Raw genomic sequence first — 16955 nt, forward strand, 5'->3', positions numbered from 1 at the left:
CCTGGCCGCGCCTCGGCGATGAGCCTTCTGCACGCCACCTGGCTCCCAGCCGATAGCAGCGGCATGGCGGTCGCCGGCCTGATGCTCTGGGCCGATACCTGGCGGGTGGCCCACCCGGCCAGTCCGATTGAGGCGCCCCTCGCCCACCCGCTCAGCCTCAACCAGGACGACCTCGGCGCCTGGCTGGAGGAGTGGGACCTGTGGACCGAATCGTTCCGGCCGGCCTCGGCCGCCCTGAGCCTGCCGAGCCGTCGCCAGAGCAGCAAGGGCAGGAAGAAGTCCGAGATGGGCGGCTGGAGTGGCCTGCCGCTGCAGGCCGGCGAACCGATCCCCAAAGATGTGGAGTGGTGGCCCTGGGAGGTGGAGGGGCTGTGGCTGGATCCCGCCGCCGCCGCCCTCTGGCTGGAGCGCCTGCCGCTCTCGGGAAACCATCCCGACCTGGCCGATGAATTGCGCTGGTGGAGCCATCTCCAACGCTGGAGCCTCAGCCTGATCGCCCGGGGCCGCTGGCTGCCCCAGGTGGAAGAGGGCCAGGCCCACTGGTTGCCCCTGCTCAACCGCGAAGACGACCGCCGTCGCCTCGAAGATCTGGCCACCCAGCTGCCCCAGGTGGCGGTGGCTGGCCTCTGCCGTGGCTCGAACCTGCCTGGATCGGGTTCAGCCTGGGCCGGCGCCAACGGCAGCGCACCCCTGGCCTGCTGGCGACCCGGCTCCGGCCGGCTGCGGGTGGTGACGATCCTCTCTGGCCTGGTGGATGCCCAGCTGCGCAGCGGCTTCAGCCCGAAAGCCGACGGCCTCGATCCCCTGCTGACGGCCTGGCAGCAGGCCCTGGGTCCGGGCAAGGGCGAGCTGCGCCTGGGCGAAGAAGAGATCGAGCGACTCGGCACCGCCACCCACCACTGGCGCGAAGCGGTGGCCGGGCGGGTCGCCCCGGCCCGGGCCTGCCTGGAGCTCGACACACCGCCAGAGGGCGCTGAGCTCTGGGAGCTGCGCTTCAGCCTGCAGGCCGAGGCCGATCCGAGCCTGAAATTGCCGGCGGCGGCGGTCTGGGCGGCTGGTGAAGCCAGCCTGCAACTCGGCGAGATCAACGTTCAGCAGCCCGGCGAACTGCTGCTCGAAGGCCTGGGCCGGGCCCTGCAGGTGTTCGAGCCGATCGGGCGGGGCCTCGATGCGGCCACCCCCTTGCAGATGGAGCTGGCCCCGGCCGAAGCCTTCGTGCTGGTGCGAACGGCCGCCGCCCGCCTGCGCGATGTGGGCGTGGGCGTGGTGCTCCCCCCCAGCCTCAGCGGTGGCCTGGCCAGCCGGCTGGGCCTGTCGATCGAAGCGGAGCTGCCGGCGAAATCACGGGGCTTCAGCCTCGGCGAAACCCTGGAGTGGCGCTGGGACCTGATGATCGGCGGCGTCACCTTGACCCTCAAGGACCTGGAGCGGCTGGCGAGCAAGCGCAGCCCACTGGTGCAGCACAAGGGGGCCTGGATCGAGCTGCGTCCGGGCGATCTCCGCAACGCCGAAAAGTTCTGCGCCCTCGATCCACCGCTCAGCCTCGACGACGCCCTGCGCCTGACCGGCAACGAAGGCGAAACCCTGCAGCGCCTGCCGGTGCACCGCTTCACGGCCGGGCCACGGCTGCAGGGGGTGCTGGAGCAGTACCACCAACAGAAGGCTCCCGATCCCCTGCCGGCACCGGAAGGCTTCTGCGGCCAGCTGCGCCCGTATCAGGAGCGGGGCCTGGGCTGGCTGGCCTTCCTGCACCGCTTCGACCATGGCGCCTGCCTGGCCGATGACATGGGCCTGGGCAAGACGATCCAGCTGCTGGCCTTCCTGCAGCACCTCAAGTCCGAGCAGGAACTGAAGCGACCGGTGCTGCTGGTGGCCCCCACCTCCGTGCTCACCAACTGGAAGCGTGAGGCCACCGGCTTCACACCAGAGCTGACCGTGCTGGAGCACTACGGCCCGAGGCGGCCCGCCACGCCGGCGGCCCTGGCCAAGGCGCTCAAGGGCGTCGATCTGGTGCTCACCAGCTACGGCCTGCTGCAACGCGACAGCGAGCTGCTGGCCTCGATGGACTGGCAGGGAACGGTGATCGACGAAGCCCAGGCGATCAAGAACCCTTCCGCCAAGCAATCCCTGGCAGCCCGTCAGCTGGCCAGGTCAGGCAAAACCAGCCGCTTCCGCATCGCCCTCACCGGCACCCCGGTGGAGAACCGGGTGAGTGAGCTGTGGGCCCTGATGGATTTCCTCAACCCCACGGTGCTGGGCGACGAAGAATTCTTCCGCCAGCGTTACCGCCTGCCGATCGAGCGCTACGGCGACACCGCCTCCCTGCGCGACATCAAGGCCCGGGTGGGCCCCTTCGTTCTGCGGCGGCTGAAAACCGACAAATCGATCATCTCCGACCTGCCCGAGAAGCTGGAACTCAGCGAATGGGTGGGGCTCAGCAGCGAGCAGAGCAAGCTCTACCGCAAAACGGTGGACGAAACGCTCGACGCCATCGCCCGGGCGCCCCTGGGCCAGAAGCATGGCCAGGTGCTCGGCCTGCTCACCAAGCTCAAGCAGATCTGTAACCACCCCGCCCTGGCCCTCAAGGAAGGGGGCATCGGCGAAGGGTTCAGCGCCCGCTCCGCCAAGCTGCAGCGGCTGGAAGAAATCGTTGATGAGGTGATCGAGGCGGGCGATCGGGCCCTGCTGTTCACCCAGTTCGCCGAATGGGGGCACCTGCTCAAGGCCCACCTCGAGAAGCGCTTCCGCCAGGAAGTGCCCTTCCTCTACGGCAGCACCAGCAAGGTGGAGCGCCAGGCGATGGTCGATCGCTTCCAGGACGATCCCCGCGGCCCCCAGTTGTTTCTGCTGTCGCTGAAGGCCGGTGGGGTGGGCCTCAACCTGACCCGCGCCAGCCACGTCTTCCACATCGATCGCTGGTGGAATCCGGCCGTGGAGAACCAGGCCACGGACCGGGCCTACCGCATCGGCCAGACCAACCGGGTGCTGGTGCACAAGTTCATCACCAGCGGCTCGGTGGAAGAGAAGATCGACCGGATGATTCGCGAGAAAGCCCGCCTTGCCGAAGACATCATCGGCAGCGGCGAGGAGTGGCTGGGTGGTCTCGATCCCGGCCAACTCCGGGATCTGGTCGCCCTCAACGACTGACCGAAAGGTTGATCAGGAGGCCGAACCGGAGAAGTAGCGCTGGCCTTGACTGCCCCAGACCTCAGTAACCAGAAGATCCTGCTGGCGGTGCGCTGGCCGGGAACTGGCTGAGGTAGGTGGAAACGGCGATGGACCGGGGCTGGTTGTAACCAACGGGCAACCAGAGATCACCGGCCGCTGCTGCGAAATGAATATCCCAGTGATAGAGCCCCACATAGGCGCTGGGGTCCTCCTTGACCAGGGAGGCATAGGTGAGCACGGCATTGCCGTAGTTGTCGCTGTTGTTATAGCCCCAGAGCCCTCTGCGGATGTCTTTCAAGCCACCCCGGCGCACCAGGTAACGGGCCGCCGCATGAATCGCGTCGTGGGGATCGCGGATGTCGCCCTTACCGACCCCCGCCTGCGCCCAGGTGGTGGGCAGGAACTGCATCGGCCCCTGGGCATTGGCCACGGAAACCCCATCGATGCGGCCCATGCCGGATTCCACCAGGTTCACGGCGGCCAGCACCTCCCATTCGATGCCCGTCGCCGCCTCGGCTTCTTTGTAATAGTCAATCAGCGTTTCGGCGGGCTCAGGCGCAATGATCCGCCAGGCCGGCAACGTTGTCGGTTTTCTGTCGCTGCGATGCATGGCCAGGAAGGAACGCCGCGCTGAGAGGTGCCGGTCGTAGATGCTCTGCCAAGCCACCGGAATGGAGCGCCGCACCTGCTGGGATCGCTCCGGCTGATGGGAGAGAACGCGGTAGATCACCTGCTGCTGGTGGCCGAGGCCAGGAAGCTCAGCGGCGGGGGTCTCCGGCGAGCGCAACGCCTGCTCCACCGACACCAGCAACGCCGCCAGCGCAACGGGATCAGATGGCACCAGCGGGTAATGGCGCCCCTGGGAGTTCAGCGGCAGGGCCTGATCGGTGGGCAGCTGCAGCACCGCCCGCTCCTGCCCGCCTTCAACAATCGCCGCCTGGGTGACGCCCTGGTGGGGGCGCAAAACCAGGCCAACCCCGAGCAGAAGGGCTCCACAGCCCAGGCCGGCGGCGAGCAATCGAGCAGATGGCTTTGGCATCGGACGGATCGGAGTCAGCAGGCGCCGACGGGGGAATGGGCAGATTAAGAGCCGGAAGGAGGCGGCCTCACGCCCCGGCGGCAGGATGCTCCCAGCTCCGCAGGCCAGCGTGATCTCCTCCAACAACGGCTCCCCGTCCGCAGAAGCCAGCGCCACCTGGCATCCCATCGCCGGTGGGATCACCGCGCCAATGGGGTTTGAGGCGGCGGGGATCACCGCTGGGCTGAAGGCCTCCGGCAAGCCCGATCTCTCCCTGCTGCTGGCGCCAGAGGGGGCCGTCTGCGCCGGCAGCTTCACCACCAACCGGGTGCGGGCCGCCTGCGTCGACCTCTGCGCCGAGCGCCTGGCTGAAGGCGCCGGCTGTGCCCGGGCCGTGCTCACCAACTCCGGTCAGGCCAATGCCTGCACCGGCGAGCGAGGCCTGATCGACAGCCTGCGCGCCACCGCCGCAGTGGCCGCCAAACTCAACGTGAAGCCCGAGCAGGTGCTGATCTGCTCCACCGGCGTGATCGGCGTGCCGATCCCGATCGACACCCTGCTGGCGGGGCTCGATCCACTGGTGGCGGCCCTGGGCCCGGCGGGGGGCGCCGCCGCCGCCAGCGCCATCCTCACCACCGATCTGGCCCTCAAGCAGATCGCCCTGGAGGCCGATCTCGGTGGCCAGCGGGTGCGGATCGGCGGCATGGCCAAGGGCTCGGGAATGATCCACCCGGACATGGCCACCCTGCTGGCCTATGCCAGTTGCGATGCCGGGGTTCCGGCCGCCATCTGGCAGGCCATGGTGGGCCGGGCGGTGGCGCGCTCCTTCAACGCGATCACGGTGGACGGCGACACCAGCACCAACGACTGTTACCTGGCCTTTGCAGCCGGCCCGCCCCTGAACCCCGAGCTCTATCCCGCCCTGGAGGCCGGCCTGACGGCGGTGTCGCAACACCTGGCCAGGGCCGTCGCCCGTGATGGTGAGGGGGCCACCTGCCTGATCGAGGTTCAGGTGGAGGGGGCCAGCAGCGACGCGGACGCCCGCGCCATCGCCAGAACGGTCTGTGGCTCCTCCCTGGTGAAAACGGCCGTGCATGGCCGCGATCCCAACTGGGGCCGGATCGTGGCCGCCGCCGGCCGCGCTGGGGTGGCGTTCCAAGCGGATGCCGTGGCCCTCTGGCTCGGAGAGCACCAGCTGATGGCCGCCGGTTCACCGCTGGCCTTCGATCGCCCCGCCGCGTCCACCTACCTGAAGGAGCGTGCCGCCGGCGCCTATCTCAACGCCGATCCGCGCAACGGCGACACCGTGACGATCCGCCTGGCCGTGGGCGCTGGCCCGGGCCAAGGGCTCGCCTGGGGCTGCGACCTCTCCGACCAGTACGTGCGCATCAACGCCGACTACACCACCTGACCACCACAACGAGCCGAAGCTGGCTCGGGGCTTCAGGATGGGGAAACAGAGCAGCTTCCCTCCATGTCCCAGGCCCGGCCCCGGCGGTCGTCCCGCCGCCACAGGCCAGCGCAGGCTGAGACCCCACGGCGGCCTCGATCGCCCTGGCTGATGGCCCTGCTGGCCGGCCTCTGCTTCGGCCTGGGATACGGCATCACCGGGCGTCTGCTTGCGCTGGGTGGCGGCGAGCAACAGCCACTGGGCCAGCCGTTTGAAGTGAAGCCCACGCCGGGAACGAGCCTGGAGAGCCTGCGGATGCGCTTCGGCGATCAGGACAGCGAGATCCGTGGCGATCTCGAGAAGCTGGAACAGGACGAGAAGCGCAAGGCGGGGGAGGCCAAGAGGGCCCAAGAGGTCAAAGAACGCCAAGCCGAAGCGGAGGCGGATGCCGCCAGCAGGACCGTGGCGCCGGAAGAACCGCCGCTGCAACGGCTTCTCCCCGATGAGCCCAGCACGGCCGCACCCAGCCCGCCGCCAAGGGATTTCCCCAGCGATCTGCCAGACCTTCCACCCCCCCAGACCTGATCTGCCACAGTTTGGCAAGACTTCAGGCCTGGAGATGAGCGCGCCCCAATCCTTGATCCAGGCGGCCCTGAACCGGTTGCAGGCCCGCATCGGCAGTGGCCTGGCTGACTCGGTGGCCGGCCTGGCGGTGCTGGCCCAGGAAGCGCCGGAGCGGCTGCGCAGCGAATGGGAGCTGTTCTGGCAGGAAGTCGAGATGGAAGCCGAACGGCTGGAAACCGACAGTGACGACCACGCCAGCTCGCCGCCAACGCCAGCAACGGGCAGCCCATGGGAGCCAGAGCGCAGCAGCCAGGAACGGATCGATGATCTACGCGCCGCGGTGGCCGCCCTCACCCGCCGCCTTGAGGACCGCGCCTGATGGGCAGCCTGGGCCCCCGCTGGCAGGGAGGGGTGCGCTCCCTGCGGATCTGGAGCGCGGTGCTGCAGTTCGCCTTTGGCCTCTGGCTCGATGGCAAAGACTGGAGCTATCGCGGCGGCGTCAATGAGCAGCGGCGAACGCTGCGCCAGCAAAGGCGAGCCCGCTGGCTCACGAAGGAACTGATCCAACTCGGCTCGGCCTTCATCAAGCTCGGGCAATTGCTCTCGGCCCGGCCCGACGTGCTGCCATCGGCCTATGTGGCCGAGCTCGCCAGCTTGCAGGACAAGGTGCCGGCCTTCCCCTTCAGCGTCGTTGAAACCTTGCTGGAGCAGGAGCTGGGGGAACGTTGCGCCGAGATCGTTGATCTTGAGGAGCAACCGCTCGGCTCCGCCAGCCTCGCCCAGGTGCACCGAGCCAGCCTGCGCAGCGGCCGCCAGGTGGTCTTCAAGGTTCAGCGGCCCGGCCTGGAGCGCCTGTTCCGGCTCGACCTGGAGGTGATGCAGCAGGTGGCGGCCGTGATTCAGCGCCATCCCCGCTGGGGCCAGGGCCGCGAGTGGGTGCCGATTGCCCAAGAATGCCGGCGCGTGCTGTTGCGCGAACTTGATTTCCGCCTGGAGGCAGAACATGCCGCCCGCTTCCGCCAGCAGTTCCTCGAAGACCCCGGCATCCGCATTCCCGGGGTGATCTGGGAGCTGAGCAGCCGCCGGGTGCTCTGTCTGGATTATCTACCCGGGATCAAGATCACCGATCGACCCGCCCTGGTGGCGGCCGGCATCGATCCGGCGGCGGTGGCGGAGAAGGGGGCGGCCAGTTACCTGCAGCAACTGGTGCGCTTCGGCTTCTTTCACGCCGATCCCCATCCCGGCAACCTGGCGGTGGCCGCCGATGGAGGCCTGATCTACTACGACTTCGGGATGATGGGTCAGATCTCCCCACGGCTGCGCAGCCGGATTGGGCGCATGGTGCGGGCGGCAGCGGGCCGCGATGCCTCGGCCCTGGTGGTGGAACTGCAGGGCGCCGGGGTGATCGCCGCCGGCATCGATGCCGGGCCGGTGCGCCGTCTGGTGCGGGTGATGCTGAACGACGCCCTCACCCCTCCCTTCTCCGCCAATGTGCTCGAGAAGCTCTCCGGCGACCTTTACGACCTGGTGTACGGCCAGCCCTTCCGCCTGCCCTCCGAACTGATCTTCGTGATGCGGGCCCTCTCCACCTTCGAGGGAGTCGGCCGTGGCCTGGACCCAGGCTTTAGCTTGATTTCGATTGCCCGCCCCTACCTACTGCCCCTGATGACCGCCAGCGGCCAAGGCCCCAACGACTTCATCAACGAACTGGGCCGCCAGGCCGGCGAACTCGGCAGCCGCGCCCTCGGCATCCCCCGCCGCCTCGACGACAGCCTGGCGCGCATCGAACAAGGCGACCTTCAGGTACAGATCCGCGCCGGCGAAACCGACCGCCTCCTCCGCCGCCTGGCCATCGCCCAGCAGGTCAGCGGTCAGTCCTTCCTGCTCGGCGGCCTGGCCATCGCAGCAGCCCTCCTGGCCTCCAGCGGCCGCCCAGCCCTCACGGCCGTGCCGCTAGTTCTTGGCGTGCCCGTGGGCCTCACCTGGCTGAAGCTCCAGGGCAAACTGCAACGCGATGGCCGCATCGATAAATTGCCAGGAGTGGGCGGCTGAGCACCCAGCCCAAGCCCACAAAGTCAGTTCTGCCTATCAAGACGATTGCGGCCAATAGGGTTTACCTGCTTCCAGAGGCTGTGGATCTGCTGTAATCACCCTTCTGCGCCTGGTTAGCCTGCAGCCATGCACAAGGGCTCCTCGAATAATGAGCAATCTACCTCAGCTCTGAGAGCATGAAAAAGCCGCCAGAGGGCGGCGGAAAATCAGAAGCCGACAAAAAACACTGACAAGTTACCCTGCAATCAGGGTTCGTCCGTCTGCGACTTAGGGCTTCCTGAAAAAGTCAAAACCCCTGCCCTGCAGTTGGTTTGAGCCAATCAAAGGCGCTAAACTGGTTTTGACCGAGCAATTCCTTGCTCGCTACATCGTGTAACGGCCACGAATGTATCGGAAACATCATAATGGCCAGCTCTCTATCGAGGAGTTCCACCTTCCTTTTGGTGGCACACTTGATCCAGATAACCGCTGGGTTGTTCTTGCTCAGTTGATACCGTGGGAAGAGCTTGAATCGTCCTACGCACCACAGTTCAGCGCCACGATCGGAGCTCCTGCAAAATCAGTACGCTAGCGTTTGGCGCTCTTTACATCAAGCAGCGGCTTGGTCTGAGTGATGAGGAGACTGTACTGCAGATCCAGGAAAATCCATACATGCAGTATTTCTTGGCTTCTCTGGCTACTCAAGCAAAGCCCCTTTTGATCCATCGATGATGGTTCATTTCCGTAAGCGACTATCAGATAAAGATCTGCGCAAGATCAATGAGCTGATTGTGCAGCGAGGCAAAGAATGCTGGTTGAAGCTGTAGCTGCCAGAGTTGATGACAGCGATGAGCCGGATCATCAAGATGGAGACGGTGGCGCGCAGCTCTCACTTGATTCGATGATCAAGCCAGCTGACTGGCCAGAAGGCAAGAACTGGGGAACGATCAGCATTGATGCTTCCTGCACCCCTGCAGACATCACTACCCTACCGATTTGAAGCTGCTCAACGAGGCGAGGAATGGCACTGAAAAGATTATCGATGATCTTTGCCATCAGTCCAAAGGTTTTGGACGCCATCGCCCCCACTACAACCGCGAAAAAGCTCGTTTCAGCTTCCTCACGATCGCCAAGCAGAAAAAGCCAAGGCTGCGCAAAATCAAGGCTGCAGTGAGGAAGCAGCTCAGCTACCTGCAGCGCAATCTTGAGTCGATCGACGCGTTGATCGCTGTGGGGCAAGCCTTTCTGCCCTCAAGCAGCACTGGTGGCAGAAGCTTCTGGCCTGCAGTGAACTGGCACGGCAGCAAGCCATCCTTCTCGAAAGCAATACCAGAAGCATTCCCATCGGCTGGTGCACCTGGTTCAGAAGCAGGTGAGGCCGATCGTTCGAGGAAAAGCAAGGGCAGCTGTGGAGTTTGGTGCCAAAATCAGCATCACTGTGGAGAATGGTTTTCCATTTCTTCATCGCATCAGTTGGGATGCATACAACGAAGGTGGAGATCTCATTGCTCAGGCAGAAAAATAAAAAAGACAATGGTTGCTACCCAGAGCGGATCTGCGCTGATCGTATCTACATCAATCGCGAGAATAGACACTTCTGCATGAGAAACGGAATCCGGCTCTCAGGCAAGCCTTTGGGCGCCCCCAAAGAACCCAGAGCTGAATGCTGCCCGCAAGCAGCAACTCAATGCTGATCAGCGCCGACGCAATGAGGTAGAGGGATCCTTTGGAGCTGGAAAGCGTAAGTATTCATTGGATCAGATCATGGCCAAACTCAAGCATGGTGCCGAGACCACGATCTCGATGGCCTTCATCGTGATGTGCTCCGAGAAGGTGCTGAGGCTGCTGCGCCTCTTTTTTGTCCTTATTCTGGGTTGGTTATTGGGTCTGTACAGCCTCCAGGACGACGACTCAGAGGGCTGCCACTCGCTCAGCGGTCAATCACACGATTTGCTGCTTGCGGTATAGGCAGCATCGAGTCGCTGGCTGTTTCGGCGAAGTACCTGCATTTTGTGTGAGTGCCCTGGTTTTGTTTTTCAGGAAGCCCGACTTAGGCCGCTGCCACCACTTGGGTCGTGCGCTGAAGATATCGAAGGAAGTTGAAGGTCAGATTTTTGAGGCCCCACCATGCCTCATTCTTTTGAAGTCCAATCTTTCTCGTCAGCTTTCCACCCATTGACATGGTCATACAACCAAAGACATGCTCAACGCAGGCTCTAATTGCGGACTTGACATGATTTAGCTCCTTTGCTGCCTCATTGAGCGGGTGATTGCGAGAACCCTTTTCATGGATCAGGCTTTCAAAGCCTCCCAACCCAAGCAGTTCTTCAAAGCACTGCCCTGAATAGGCTGAGTCCACCCATACAAAGTCGTGCTCATTCTCTGGATCAAGGAGCCGTGGGAGCATCTGGCTATCATGAATATTGGCTGGTGTAACTGCATACCTGCGAATGAATCCATGGTCAACATCGATACAGATGTTGTTCTTGTGGCCATAGTAGTTGGCACCATTCTTCTTGACCCATCGAGCATCTAAGTCCTTCTGCTGCAGCCGATCTAGGTTTTCATCCCAGCCTTCCGGCAGCCTCCCAGCTTTGATTTCCTTGTTCTCTTCGCGGGTATTGCGTTGCTTGGGAACTGGGACAAGAGTTGCATCGATGATCTGACCGCCACGAGCTTGAAGGCCTTGAGTGCGGAGATACGCCTCAAACATCTCAAACAGCTCCTCGATGACCCCTGCCTTGCGGAGACGCTCCCTAAAAAAAGCCACAGTAGTTGCATCCGGAATATTGTTCATCACGCCAAGGCCGACAAACTCCTCGAAGGAGCGTCTGTCATTGACTTGGAATTCAAGCTCTTCAACCGCAAGCGGAAGGCTTCGCCTACGCTGAGATTAAAGAGCTGCTGGAGAACGAGCATCTTGAACAGGATCAAGGGATCAATCCTCTTGCGCCCAGCATTGCTCCTGCGCTCTTGCACATAGCCCTTATCGAGAAGTGGTCAGAATGACTCCCACGGGATCGATTCAGAAAGTCGCTGGAGAACCGGCTTCTTCTCCTTGAGCTTTGCGGCTCTTTGCTGTTCGTCCCAGAAGCCTCTCTGACCCACTGCAGAATTAGAATGTCATCTGTCTAATCTAGCTCAGACCAGGGCATAGTGCATTGGCTTGTTGATTTTTCGAGGTGCCCACAAGCTGATTGAAGCCATTGTGCGCGTCAATCGATCGCTTAAGGCAAAGGACCCAGCGGAGCTTGTGTGCCAAATTGAACAAGTGGTTCTCTGGCCAGCGAACCATTATCATGAAAATGGAAAGTACGATGAAAGTCCTAGGGACAGCTAGCTTCTGGAGAACATGACGACATGGGGCTCTCCATGTTCACAGAAGCAACCAACTGCTCAAAAATGGTTAACGGAACCTTCAATTGACAAGTTATCCGTATCCAACGAGCTGTTGTCGAGAAGCCACAGCTGGTACCGCGACATAGTACCATGCATGGATGAAGCGGAAGCACCAGCGAACCCTTGAGCTGATCTTCTCCCGTCCTATAAGCGGCAGTTTGCCGTGGAGGGACATCGAAGCCTTGTTTCAGGAGCTTGGTGGAGATGTCAGCGAGAGGGCGGGCAGCCGAGTCGCGGTCGTTCTGTTTGGCGAAGTCAGGGTCTTCCACAGACCCCACCCATCGCCAGATACAGACAAGGGTGCTGTTGCTTCAATCCGCAAGTGGCTTGAAGAACACGGAGTTACATCATGAATCTAATGACTGTGGATGGCTACCATGCCAAAATTGAATTCGACGAGGAAACGGATCAGTTTCGCGGGGAAATCCTTGGGCTTTCTGGAGGAGCGGACTTCTATGGATCAAGCCCGGATGAACTTCGTAGAGAGTTTAAAAAGTCACTGGACGTCTTTCTTGAGGTCTGCGAGGAGCAAGGAATTAAGCCGCGGAAACACTTTTCAGGCAAATTCAATCTTCGGATTCCGCCTGAACTCCATGAGAGGTTAGCGATGACTGCGGAAGTGCAGGGAAAGAGTCTTAACACGCTCGCACAGGAAGCGATCCAGAAAAGTGTCATCGCATAGATGAACGGATAACAAGCCCCTCGAGTGGGCAGGCCTCCACCGATTTCATTCTTGCGCTCTATAGTCACTCCCTGCCACTCAGGGGCGGCGTTCGAAGGATGTGTCGACCTTGATGGGGCACGCAAGGCAGTTTGCAGCACTGTAGTCAGGAGGCTACAGTTGGTAAATGGTTGAAGTCCGCCAGACAGAGCGGTTCGTTCGATGGCTTGCGGGTCTCCGTGATCTGAGAGGACGGGCGAAGGTTCTGGCCAGGATCGAGCGCCTCATCGGCGGCAATCCTGGTGACGTCAAGCCCGTCGGGGCCGGCGTGTCGGAGTTGCGGATCAACTACGGCCCTGGATACAGGGTCTACTTCCTGAAGAGGGGAACCGCCTTGATCATCCTTTTGGCTGGCGGAGACAAGAGCTCACAAGCCAAGGACATTGATGAGGCCCTTCTGTTGGCAGACAACCTTGCGGAGGAGACCTGATGAAAACTACGACCAGCCTGTACGACGTTGCCGAGCATCTCCGAACACCGGAGGACATGGCAGCCTATTTGGAAGCCTGCATCGAGGAGGCTGATGGAGATGCTGTCTTCATTGCAAAGGCTCTGGGCGACATTGCACGTGCCCAGGGGATGACTCAGGTGGCCAGAGATTCGGGGCTTTCCAGGGAGAGCCTCTACAGGGCCCTGTCTGGAGAGCGCAGCCCGAGCTTTGACACTATCCTGAAAGTCGTCACGGCTCTAGGACTGAAGTTGAGCGCCGGCGTGAGAAGTGAAGTGGAGGTGACTTGAACTCTGCTAGCGGGTTGTAGGTCGGGAAATGATGCCTGTGGTGATGCGACACCTTCGAACATGCGCCCCTAGAGTGGACAGACCACCTACGAATTTTTTTCGATAACATTAAAATCTTGCCTGCCACTCAGGGGCAGCGTTAGAAGGATCGAATCAAGGCGAGAAGTGCTGACGTCTTGACGCCATGACGTCAAAGAGGTATGGTTCGGAAATGGATGAGACAAAACGAGCCACCATCTACTTTGATGCGCATGTTCATCGTGCGCTGCGGATGAGAGCTGCTGAATGTAATCGGTCTATATCGGACATGGTCAATGAAGCTGTGCGCATGACACTGGCCGAAGATGCTGATGATTTACGTGACGCTGACCTTAGGCAAGCTGAGCCGAGTTCAAGCTTCGAGGAGCTTGTCACTGGCCTAAGGAATAGTGGCCGAATATAGTCTCTCTATCAGGCGATCAGCCTCCAAGGAACTCCAGGCTATATCGGACAAGGAGACGTTGACTCGCCTGGTTGAGAAGATCAAATCACTTGCGAATCAACCACGCCCATTAGGGGCAGAAAAGCTTGCTGGCAGGACAGATCTATATCGTGTCCGGCAGGGCAGTTATCGGGTAACTTTCTCTATTGACGATCAGGCAAATATTGTCGAAGTTATTAAGGTCGGCCACAGGAGGGACGTCTACCGTTGAGGGGTCCTTCTAACGAACAAGGATAGATCGTACGTAGCCACGATTTTATCCGGTGTTGGACAAGCCCTTTGTCGCTTCTGACCAGCTGCCTACAGTAGATACGTCCGGCCTGAATTCAGGCCTGATTCAGATTTGAAAATCAGGAGAATGGCCAGCAGTCTGGGTTCATGGGCGTTTCTGTTGCTTGATTCATACTGTACGCCCACAGCAAAGCTGCGGCTCCATGTTGTAATACGTCAAGCGCACTAGAGAGAGCCGTAGGCGGATGACTTCTGGCTATGAACCCATGACTATGATCAGCACAATAATCTCAGCTCAACACAATTGATGCTCAGTGATTCGGAGCATCCTAGCGATCAGTGTCATCGCTTTCTCGCAAGACTGACAGAGCACCGGTGATCGTTGCAGGTTGATCCTTGGCGACGGTACAGGAACTCTGAGCACAAGCTGCAATAGCTGAACCAGCCGCTTGCAGTTCGTATGCAGAAGGCCATAATCCCGCACGCGCCGAAACCGCCTTGGCAGCACGTGTCTCAGCAGCAGCCAGAGAAACTCTCCGCCGGGCATCGTGCGGATATGCTCAAGGCCCCGGTTGTCCTTGTAGCGGAAGCTGACCTCACCAGCGGTGTCAGCGATGATATTCTTCTCTGGCAGAACGCCCCGATAGAGATAGCGACCCAGATAAACGAGGGCTTGATCTCCGTGGCCGACATCCGTGCAGTCCACCACCTATTCATTCGGGAGCTGTTGCTCGCAGCGCAGACCCGCCAGTCGTAGGGCCTCAAACAATCTGGCGCGGAAGACCCTCGCCAGATTGTTGGCCCAGAACAGCACGTTGCCCTTCTGCTCGCACCACTCTCTACGTTGCTGGTTAATTACGCCTGCGGGCACAATCAGATGGACATGGGGATGGTAGTCAAGCCGGCGATTGTGCGTGTGCAGAACTGCATGGGCACCAGTTCGGCCTTTCAGCTTTCGATCTCTTCTCGAGAACGAGTCAATGGTCTGCCACGCGGTTTTGAGCAGCAAGTCATAGGTTTTGTGTTGATGATTCCAGAACAGACTCCTCAGCTGGGCCGGCACCGTGAAAGTGATCAAGAAATACCTGACTGGCAGCAACTTTCTGCGCTGCCCTTCCAGCCACGCCTGGCTCTCATGCTGCTGACAGTGGGGGCAGCTGCGATGACCACAGGAATGCGGCAGAATAACGTTCTGGTGGCAGTCCTTACATTCCAGGAGCATCACAGCACTGTATTGATTGCGGCACCGGCGGATGGCATTGAGGGCGTGGTGATGGCTTGGTAGAAGCTCATGGCCGTGGAGTTGCTCCAGTTCGTTGCGGTAGCGATCGACCAGATCAGCAAGCAGGATCATCAGCTTTCCTCCCAGCGGAGCTGGAAGCCACCCAGCAGTCCTCGATCCGCTCCTTTGCCTGGTCCCGATTCACTTCCGTGAGATGGGCATAGCGGGCCGTAGTTTCCGGCCTGCTGTGTCCCAGAAGCACCTGGATCGCCCGTAGATCCACGCCCAGCTCCAGCAGGTGCGTCGCGTAGGCATGGCGGAGCGAGTGCACCGTCAGGTGCTTGTGGATCCCGCACTCGATCCGCGCTGGTCTAAGGGCAGCCTGCACGCCACTGCGATCCATCGGTCTGCTTGCGGCTCGAACGGTGGCGGCGCTGCCGGAAGGGTTTGGGAACAGCAAGCGCCGGCGCTGGTGGGTCGTCCAGAACCGTCGTAGGTTCTGCAGCGTCAATTCCGGCAGCGGCACGTAGCGATCCTTCCCGCCTTTGGCCTGACGGATATGCACCCTGCGGAGTTGATCGTCCATGTCGCCAACTTCCAGATCCAGTCCCTCTCCAAGGCGCAGGCCCAGGCTGTAAACCGTCAGGAAGAACACGCGGTAACGGAGGCGCCGTACGCTATTGATCAGCCGCTGCACCTCCTGGCGTGTGGGAATATCCGGCAGTGATTGAACTTGCGGGGGTTTGACGATCTTGATCCACTCCAGTGGTCAACCCAGCACGTACCGATAGAAGAAGACCAGGCCCCATAGATCAACCTTGATGCTGCTCCAGGAGTAGCTTTCGACCATGGAGCTGTAGCAGCTCTTGAGCTCTTCTGTTGAGAGATTGTCAGGGCAGCGATCGAAATATCCGGCGATACGCCGCACGGCCCTGGCGTAGCCATCAATCGTCTTACCGCGTTTTCCTTGTAACTTGAGAGCTTGTAGATGTTGTGCATAGAGCCGATCAAATCGCGCCTGTTCAACGTGGTTCATAGCAATACTCATCGCTGATGGGACATGAAGGACAACCGCACACCTCAGGGCGTTCATCATTCACTGTGAGCCGCCAGGACTCAGTACAAGCGGAAACAAATACTTCTATTCCCTCTCAGGAGTTTCAGCCAGATCACTGTCGCTTACAAAGTGATGAGTGGGCTATGCTTCGTCTTGATCTGCCGCGTAGCGGCTTCGTCCAACATCAAGATGCAGCGATCGGGAGCATGAATACCTTATAAAAGCAAAGATATTCTTCCCGCCGCCGATCTTGAGTGTTAGATGTACAGAAATTCCATGCTGGCCATCCTTTGAGTGAAGATGGCGATCACAGTAGCCGACAATCCTCAGAAGAGGCCCTTACAGGTTTTACCTCTACAGTCACGAACCACAGGAACCTCTCTATAGTCATGTTGACCAGGATCGGGGCTCCTGCAAAGTGTGGCTCGGGCCAGTCGCGCTTTGTTCAAGTCTTGGCTTTTGGCCCATGGAACTGCGTGATATTGCAGGAATGAAAGCCAAGGAAAACTACAAGATAGATATCACGCTCACGTGAACAAGCAAAAGCTGCTTGAATAATGCTTTTCACTTCGGAAAGCGTAGTGTTTTATGCTTATATCTTCATTCGGTCAGGGCTGGTTCAGTTCTGCGCTTAGGCATTCTTCAGTTCAAAAGAAACTCTCAACAGTAGACAGACTCCTGCAGGATCTCGCCGCCATATTGCAAGTCCAGGTTGGGCCATAGGCTGAGCAGATCCCCAGCCCTCCCTACTGGCGCGGCCTGAGGCCAGTTTTCAGCTCGGTCAAACAGATCAGAAAAACAGCTTGAGGCCAAGTTCCACGCCGTTCATGTTGGTGTTGAAACCGGTGTCCCGGTTGGATCCATTGTTGTAGGCCAGGCCTAAGTAGCGCCAGGAAACATTCAGATCCGTGTTGTTACCCAGCGCATAACCCAAC

15 protein-coding genes and 2 pseudogenes are annotated in these 16955 nt (G+C 60.6%); 11 read left to right on the forward strand and 6 right to left on the reverse strand.

The window, feature by feature from the left end; translation table 11 throughout:
• Window positions 1-18 precede the first annotated feature (18 nt).
• Window positions 19-3147 carry a DEAD/DEAH box helicase gene (locus BM449_RS06270; RefSeq protein WP_071800520.1) on the forward strand — a complete coding sequence of 1043 codons (3129 nt, stop codon included), beginning with the start codon at window positions 19-21 and terminating at the stop codon, window positions 3145-3147.
• Between the two features lie 61 nt (window positions 3148-3208).
• On the opposite strand, the gene BM449_RS06275 is transcribed toward BM449_RS06270, so the two are convergent.
• A complete protein-coding gene (locus BM449_RS06275) occupies window positions 3209-4207 on the reverse strand; it encodes a transglycosylase SLT domain-containing protein (protein ID WP_071800521.1) in 999 nt (332 codons plus the stop codon).
• Window positions 4208-4292: 85 nt separating this feature from the next.
• On the opposite strand from BM449_RS06275, the gene argJ reads away from it, so the two are divergent.
• The 5 genes and pseudogenes from argJ to BM449_RS14450 form a co-directional block, all read left to right on the forward strand.
• Window positions 4293-5597, forward strand: a complete 1305-nt coding sequence (gene argJ / locus BM449_RS06280) for a bifunctional glutamate N-acetyltransferase/amino-acid acetyltransferase ArgJ (RefSeq protein ID WP_071800522.1) — start codon at window positions 4293-4295, stop codon at window positions 5595-5597.
• Window positions 5598-5660: 63 nt separating this feature from the next.
• Window positions 5661-6161, forward strand: coding sequence for a hypothetical protein (locus BM449_RS06285; protein ID WP_145536883.1), 501 nt, complete (start codon window positions 5661-5663; stop codon window positions 6159-6161).
• A 34-nt stretch (window positions 6162-6195) separates the two neighbouring features.
• A complete protein-coding gene (locus BM449_RS06290) occupies window positions 6196-6519 on the forward strand; it encodes a hypothetical protein (protein ID WP_071800524.1) in 324 nt (107 codons plus the stop codon).
• Window positions 6519-8192 carry an AarF/ABC1/UbiB kinase family protein gene (locus BM449_RS06295; protein ID WP_071800525.1) on the forward strand — a complete coding sequence of 558 codons (1674 nt, stop codon included), beginning with the start codon at window positions 6519-6521 and terminating at the stop codon, window positions 8190-8192. Before BM449_RS06290 ends, BM449_RS06295 begins: the two co-directional genes overlap by 1 nt.
• A gap of 385 nt (window positions 8193-8577) precedes the next feature.
• Window positions 8578-10074, forward strand: a pseudogene (locus BM449_RS14450) (IS5 family transposase); the annotation flags it as partial.
• A gap of 147 nt (window positions 10075-10221) precedes the next feature.
• On the opposite strand, the gene BM449_RS06320 reads toward BM449_RS14450, so the two are convergent.
• Entirely contained in the window at window positions 10222-10971 is a 750-nt protein-coding gene (locus BM449_RS06320; RefSeq protein WP_233831173.1) for an IS5 family transposase, read from the reverse strand.
• Window positions 10972-11668: 697 nt separating this feature from the next.
• Here BM449_RS06320 and BM449_RS06325 point away from each other — a divergent pair.
• The 4 genes from BM449_RS06325 (at window position 11669) to BM449_RS06340 (ending at window position 13029) form a co-directional block, all read left to right on the forward strand.
• Window positions 11669-11923 (forward strand): type II toxin-antitoxin system HicA family toxin, encoded by a 255-nt coding sequence (locus BM449_RS06325; protein WP_071800529.1) that lies wholly within the window; start codon window positions 11669-11671, stop codon window positions 11921-11923.
• A 5-nt stretch (window positions 11924-11928) separates the two neighbouring features.
• Window positions 11929-12252 (forward strand): type II toxin-antitoxin system HicB family antitoxin, encoded by a 324-nt coding sequence (locus BM449_RS06330; RefSeq protein ID WP_233831175.1) that lies wholly within the window; start codon window positions 11929-11931, stop codon window positions 12250-12252.
• 166 nt (window positions 12253-12418) lie between these two features.
• Entirely contained in the window at window positions 12419-12721 is a 303-nt protein-coding gene (locus tag BM449_RS06335) for a type II toxin-antitoxin system RelE/ParE family toxin (protein WP_071800531.1), read from the forward strand.
• Window positions 12721-13029: an addiction module antidote protein gene (locus BM449_RS06340; RefSeq protein WP_186437626.1), complete on the forward strand. Its 309-nt coding sequence runs from the start codon at window positions 12721-12723 to the stop codon at window positions 13027-13029. Before BM449_RS06335 ends, BM449_RS06340 begins: the two co-directional genes overlap by 1 nt.
• Window positions 13030-14036: 1007 nt before the next feature.
• On the opposite strand, the pseudogene BM449_RS15400 reads toward BM449_RS06340, so the two are convergent.
• The 3 genes and pseudogenes from BM449_RS15400 to BM449_RS15410 form a co-directional block, all read right to left on the reverse strand.
• A pseudogene (locus tag BM449_RS15400) lies at window positions 14037-15095 on the reverse strand (transposase).
• The gene (locus BM449_RS15405) at window positions 15079-15660 is read right to left on the reverse strand and encodes a tyrosine-type recombinase/integrase (protein WP_233831177.1); all 582 of its coding nucleotides are present in this window, start codon (window positions 15658-15660) and stop codon (window positions 15079-15081) included. Before BM449_RS15405 ends, BM449_RS15400 begins: the two are co-directional and overlap by 17 nt.
• A gap of 72 nt (window positions 15661-15732) precedes the next feature.
• Window positions 15733-16011, reverse strand: a complete 279-nt coding sequence (locus BM449_RS15410; RefSeq protein ID WP_233831179.1) for a phage integrase N-terminal SAM-like domain-containing protein — start codon at window positions 16009-16011, stop codon at window positions 15733-15735.
• A 331-nt stretch (window positions 16012-16342) separates the two neighbouring features.
• On the opposite strand from BM449_RS15410, the gene BM449_RS06365 reads away from it, so the two are divergent.
• Window positions 16343-16555: a DUF4160 domain-containing protein gene (locus BM449_RS06365; protein ID WP_071800534.1), complete on the forward strand. Its 213-nt coding sequence runs from the start codon at window positions 16343-16345 to the stop codon at window positions 16553-16555.
• 255 nt (window positions 16556-16810) lie between these two features.
• On the opposite strand, the gene BM449_RS14960 is transcribed toward BM449_RS06365, so the two are convergent.
• On the reverse strand, window positions 16811-16954 hold the full coding sequence (locus BM449_RS14960; RefSeq protein ID WP_162922851.1) for a hypothetical protein: 144 nt from the start codon (window positions 16952-16954) through the stop codon (window positions 16811-16813).
• Between the last annotated feature and the right edge of the window lies 1 nt (window position 16955).

The organism is Synechococcus sp. SynAce01 (genome assembly GCF_001885215.1).
In the GTDB taxonomy this organism is placed as follows: Bacteria; Cyanobacteriota; Cyanobacteriia; order PCC-6307; family Cyanobiaceae; genus Regnicoccus; species Regnicoccus frigidus.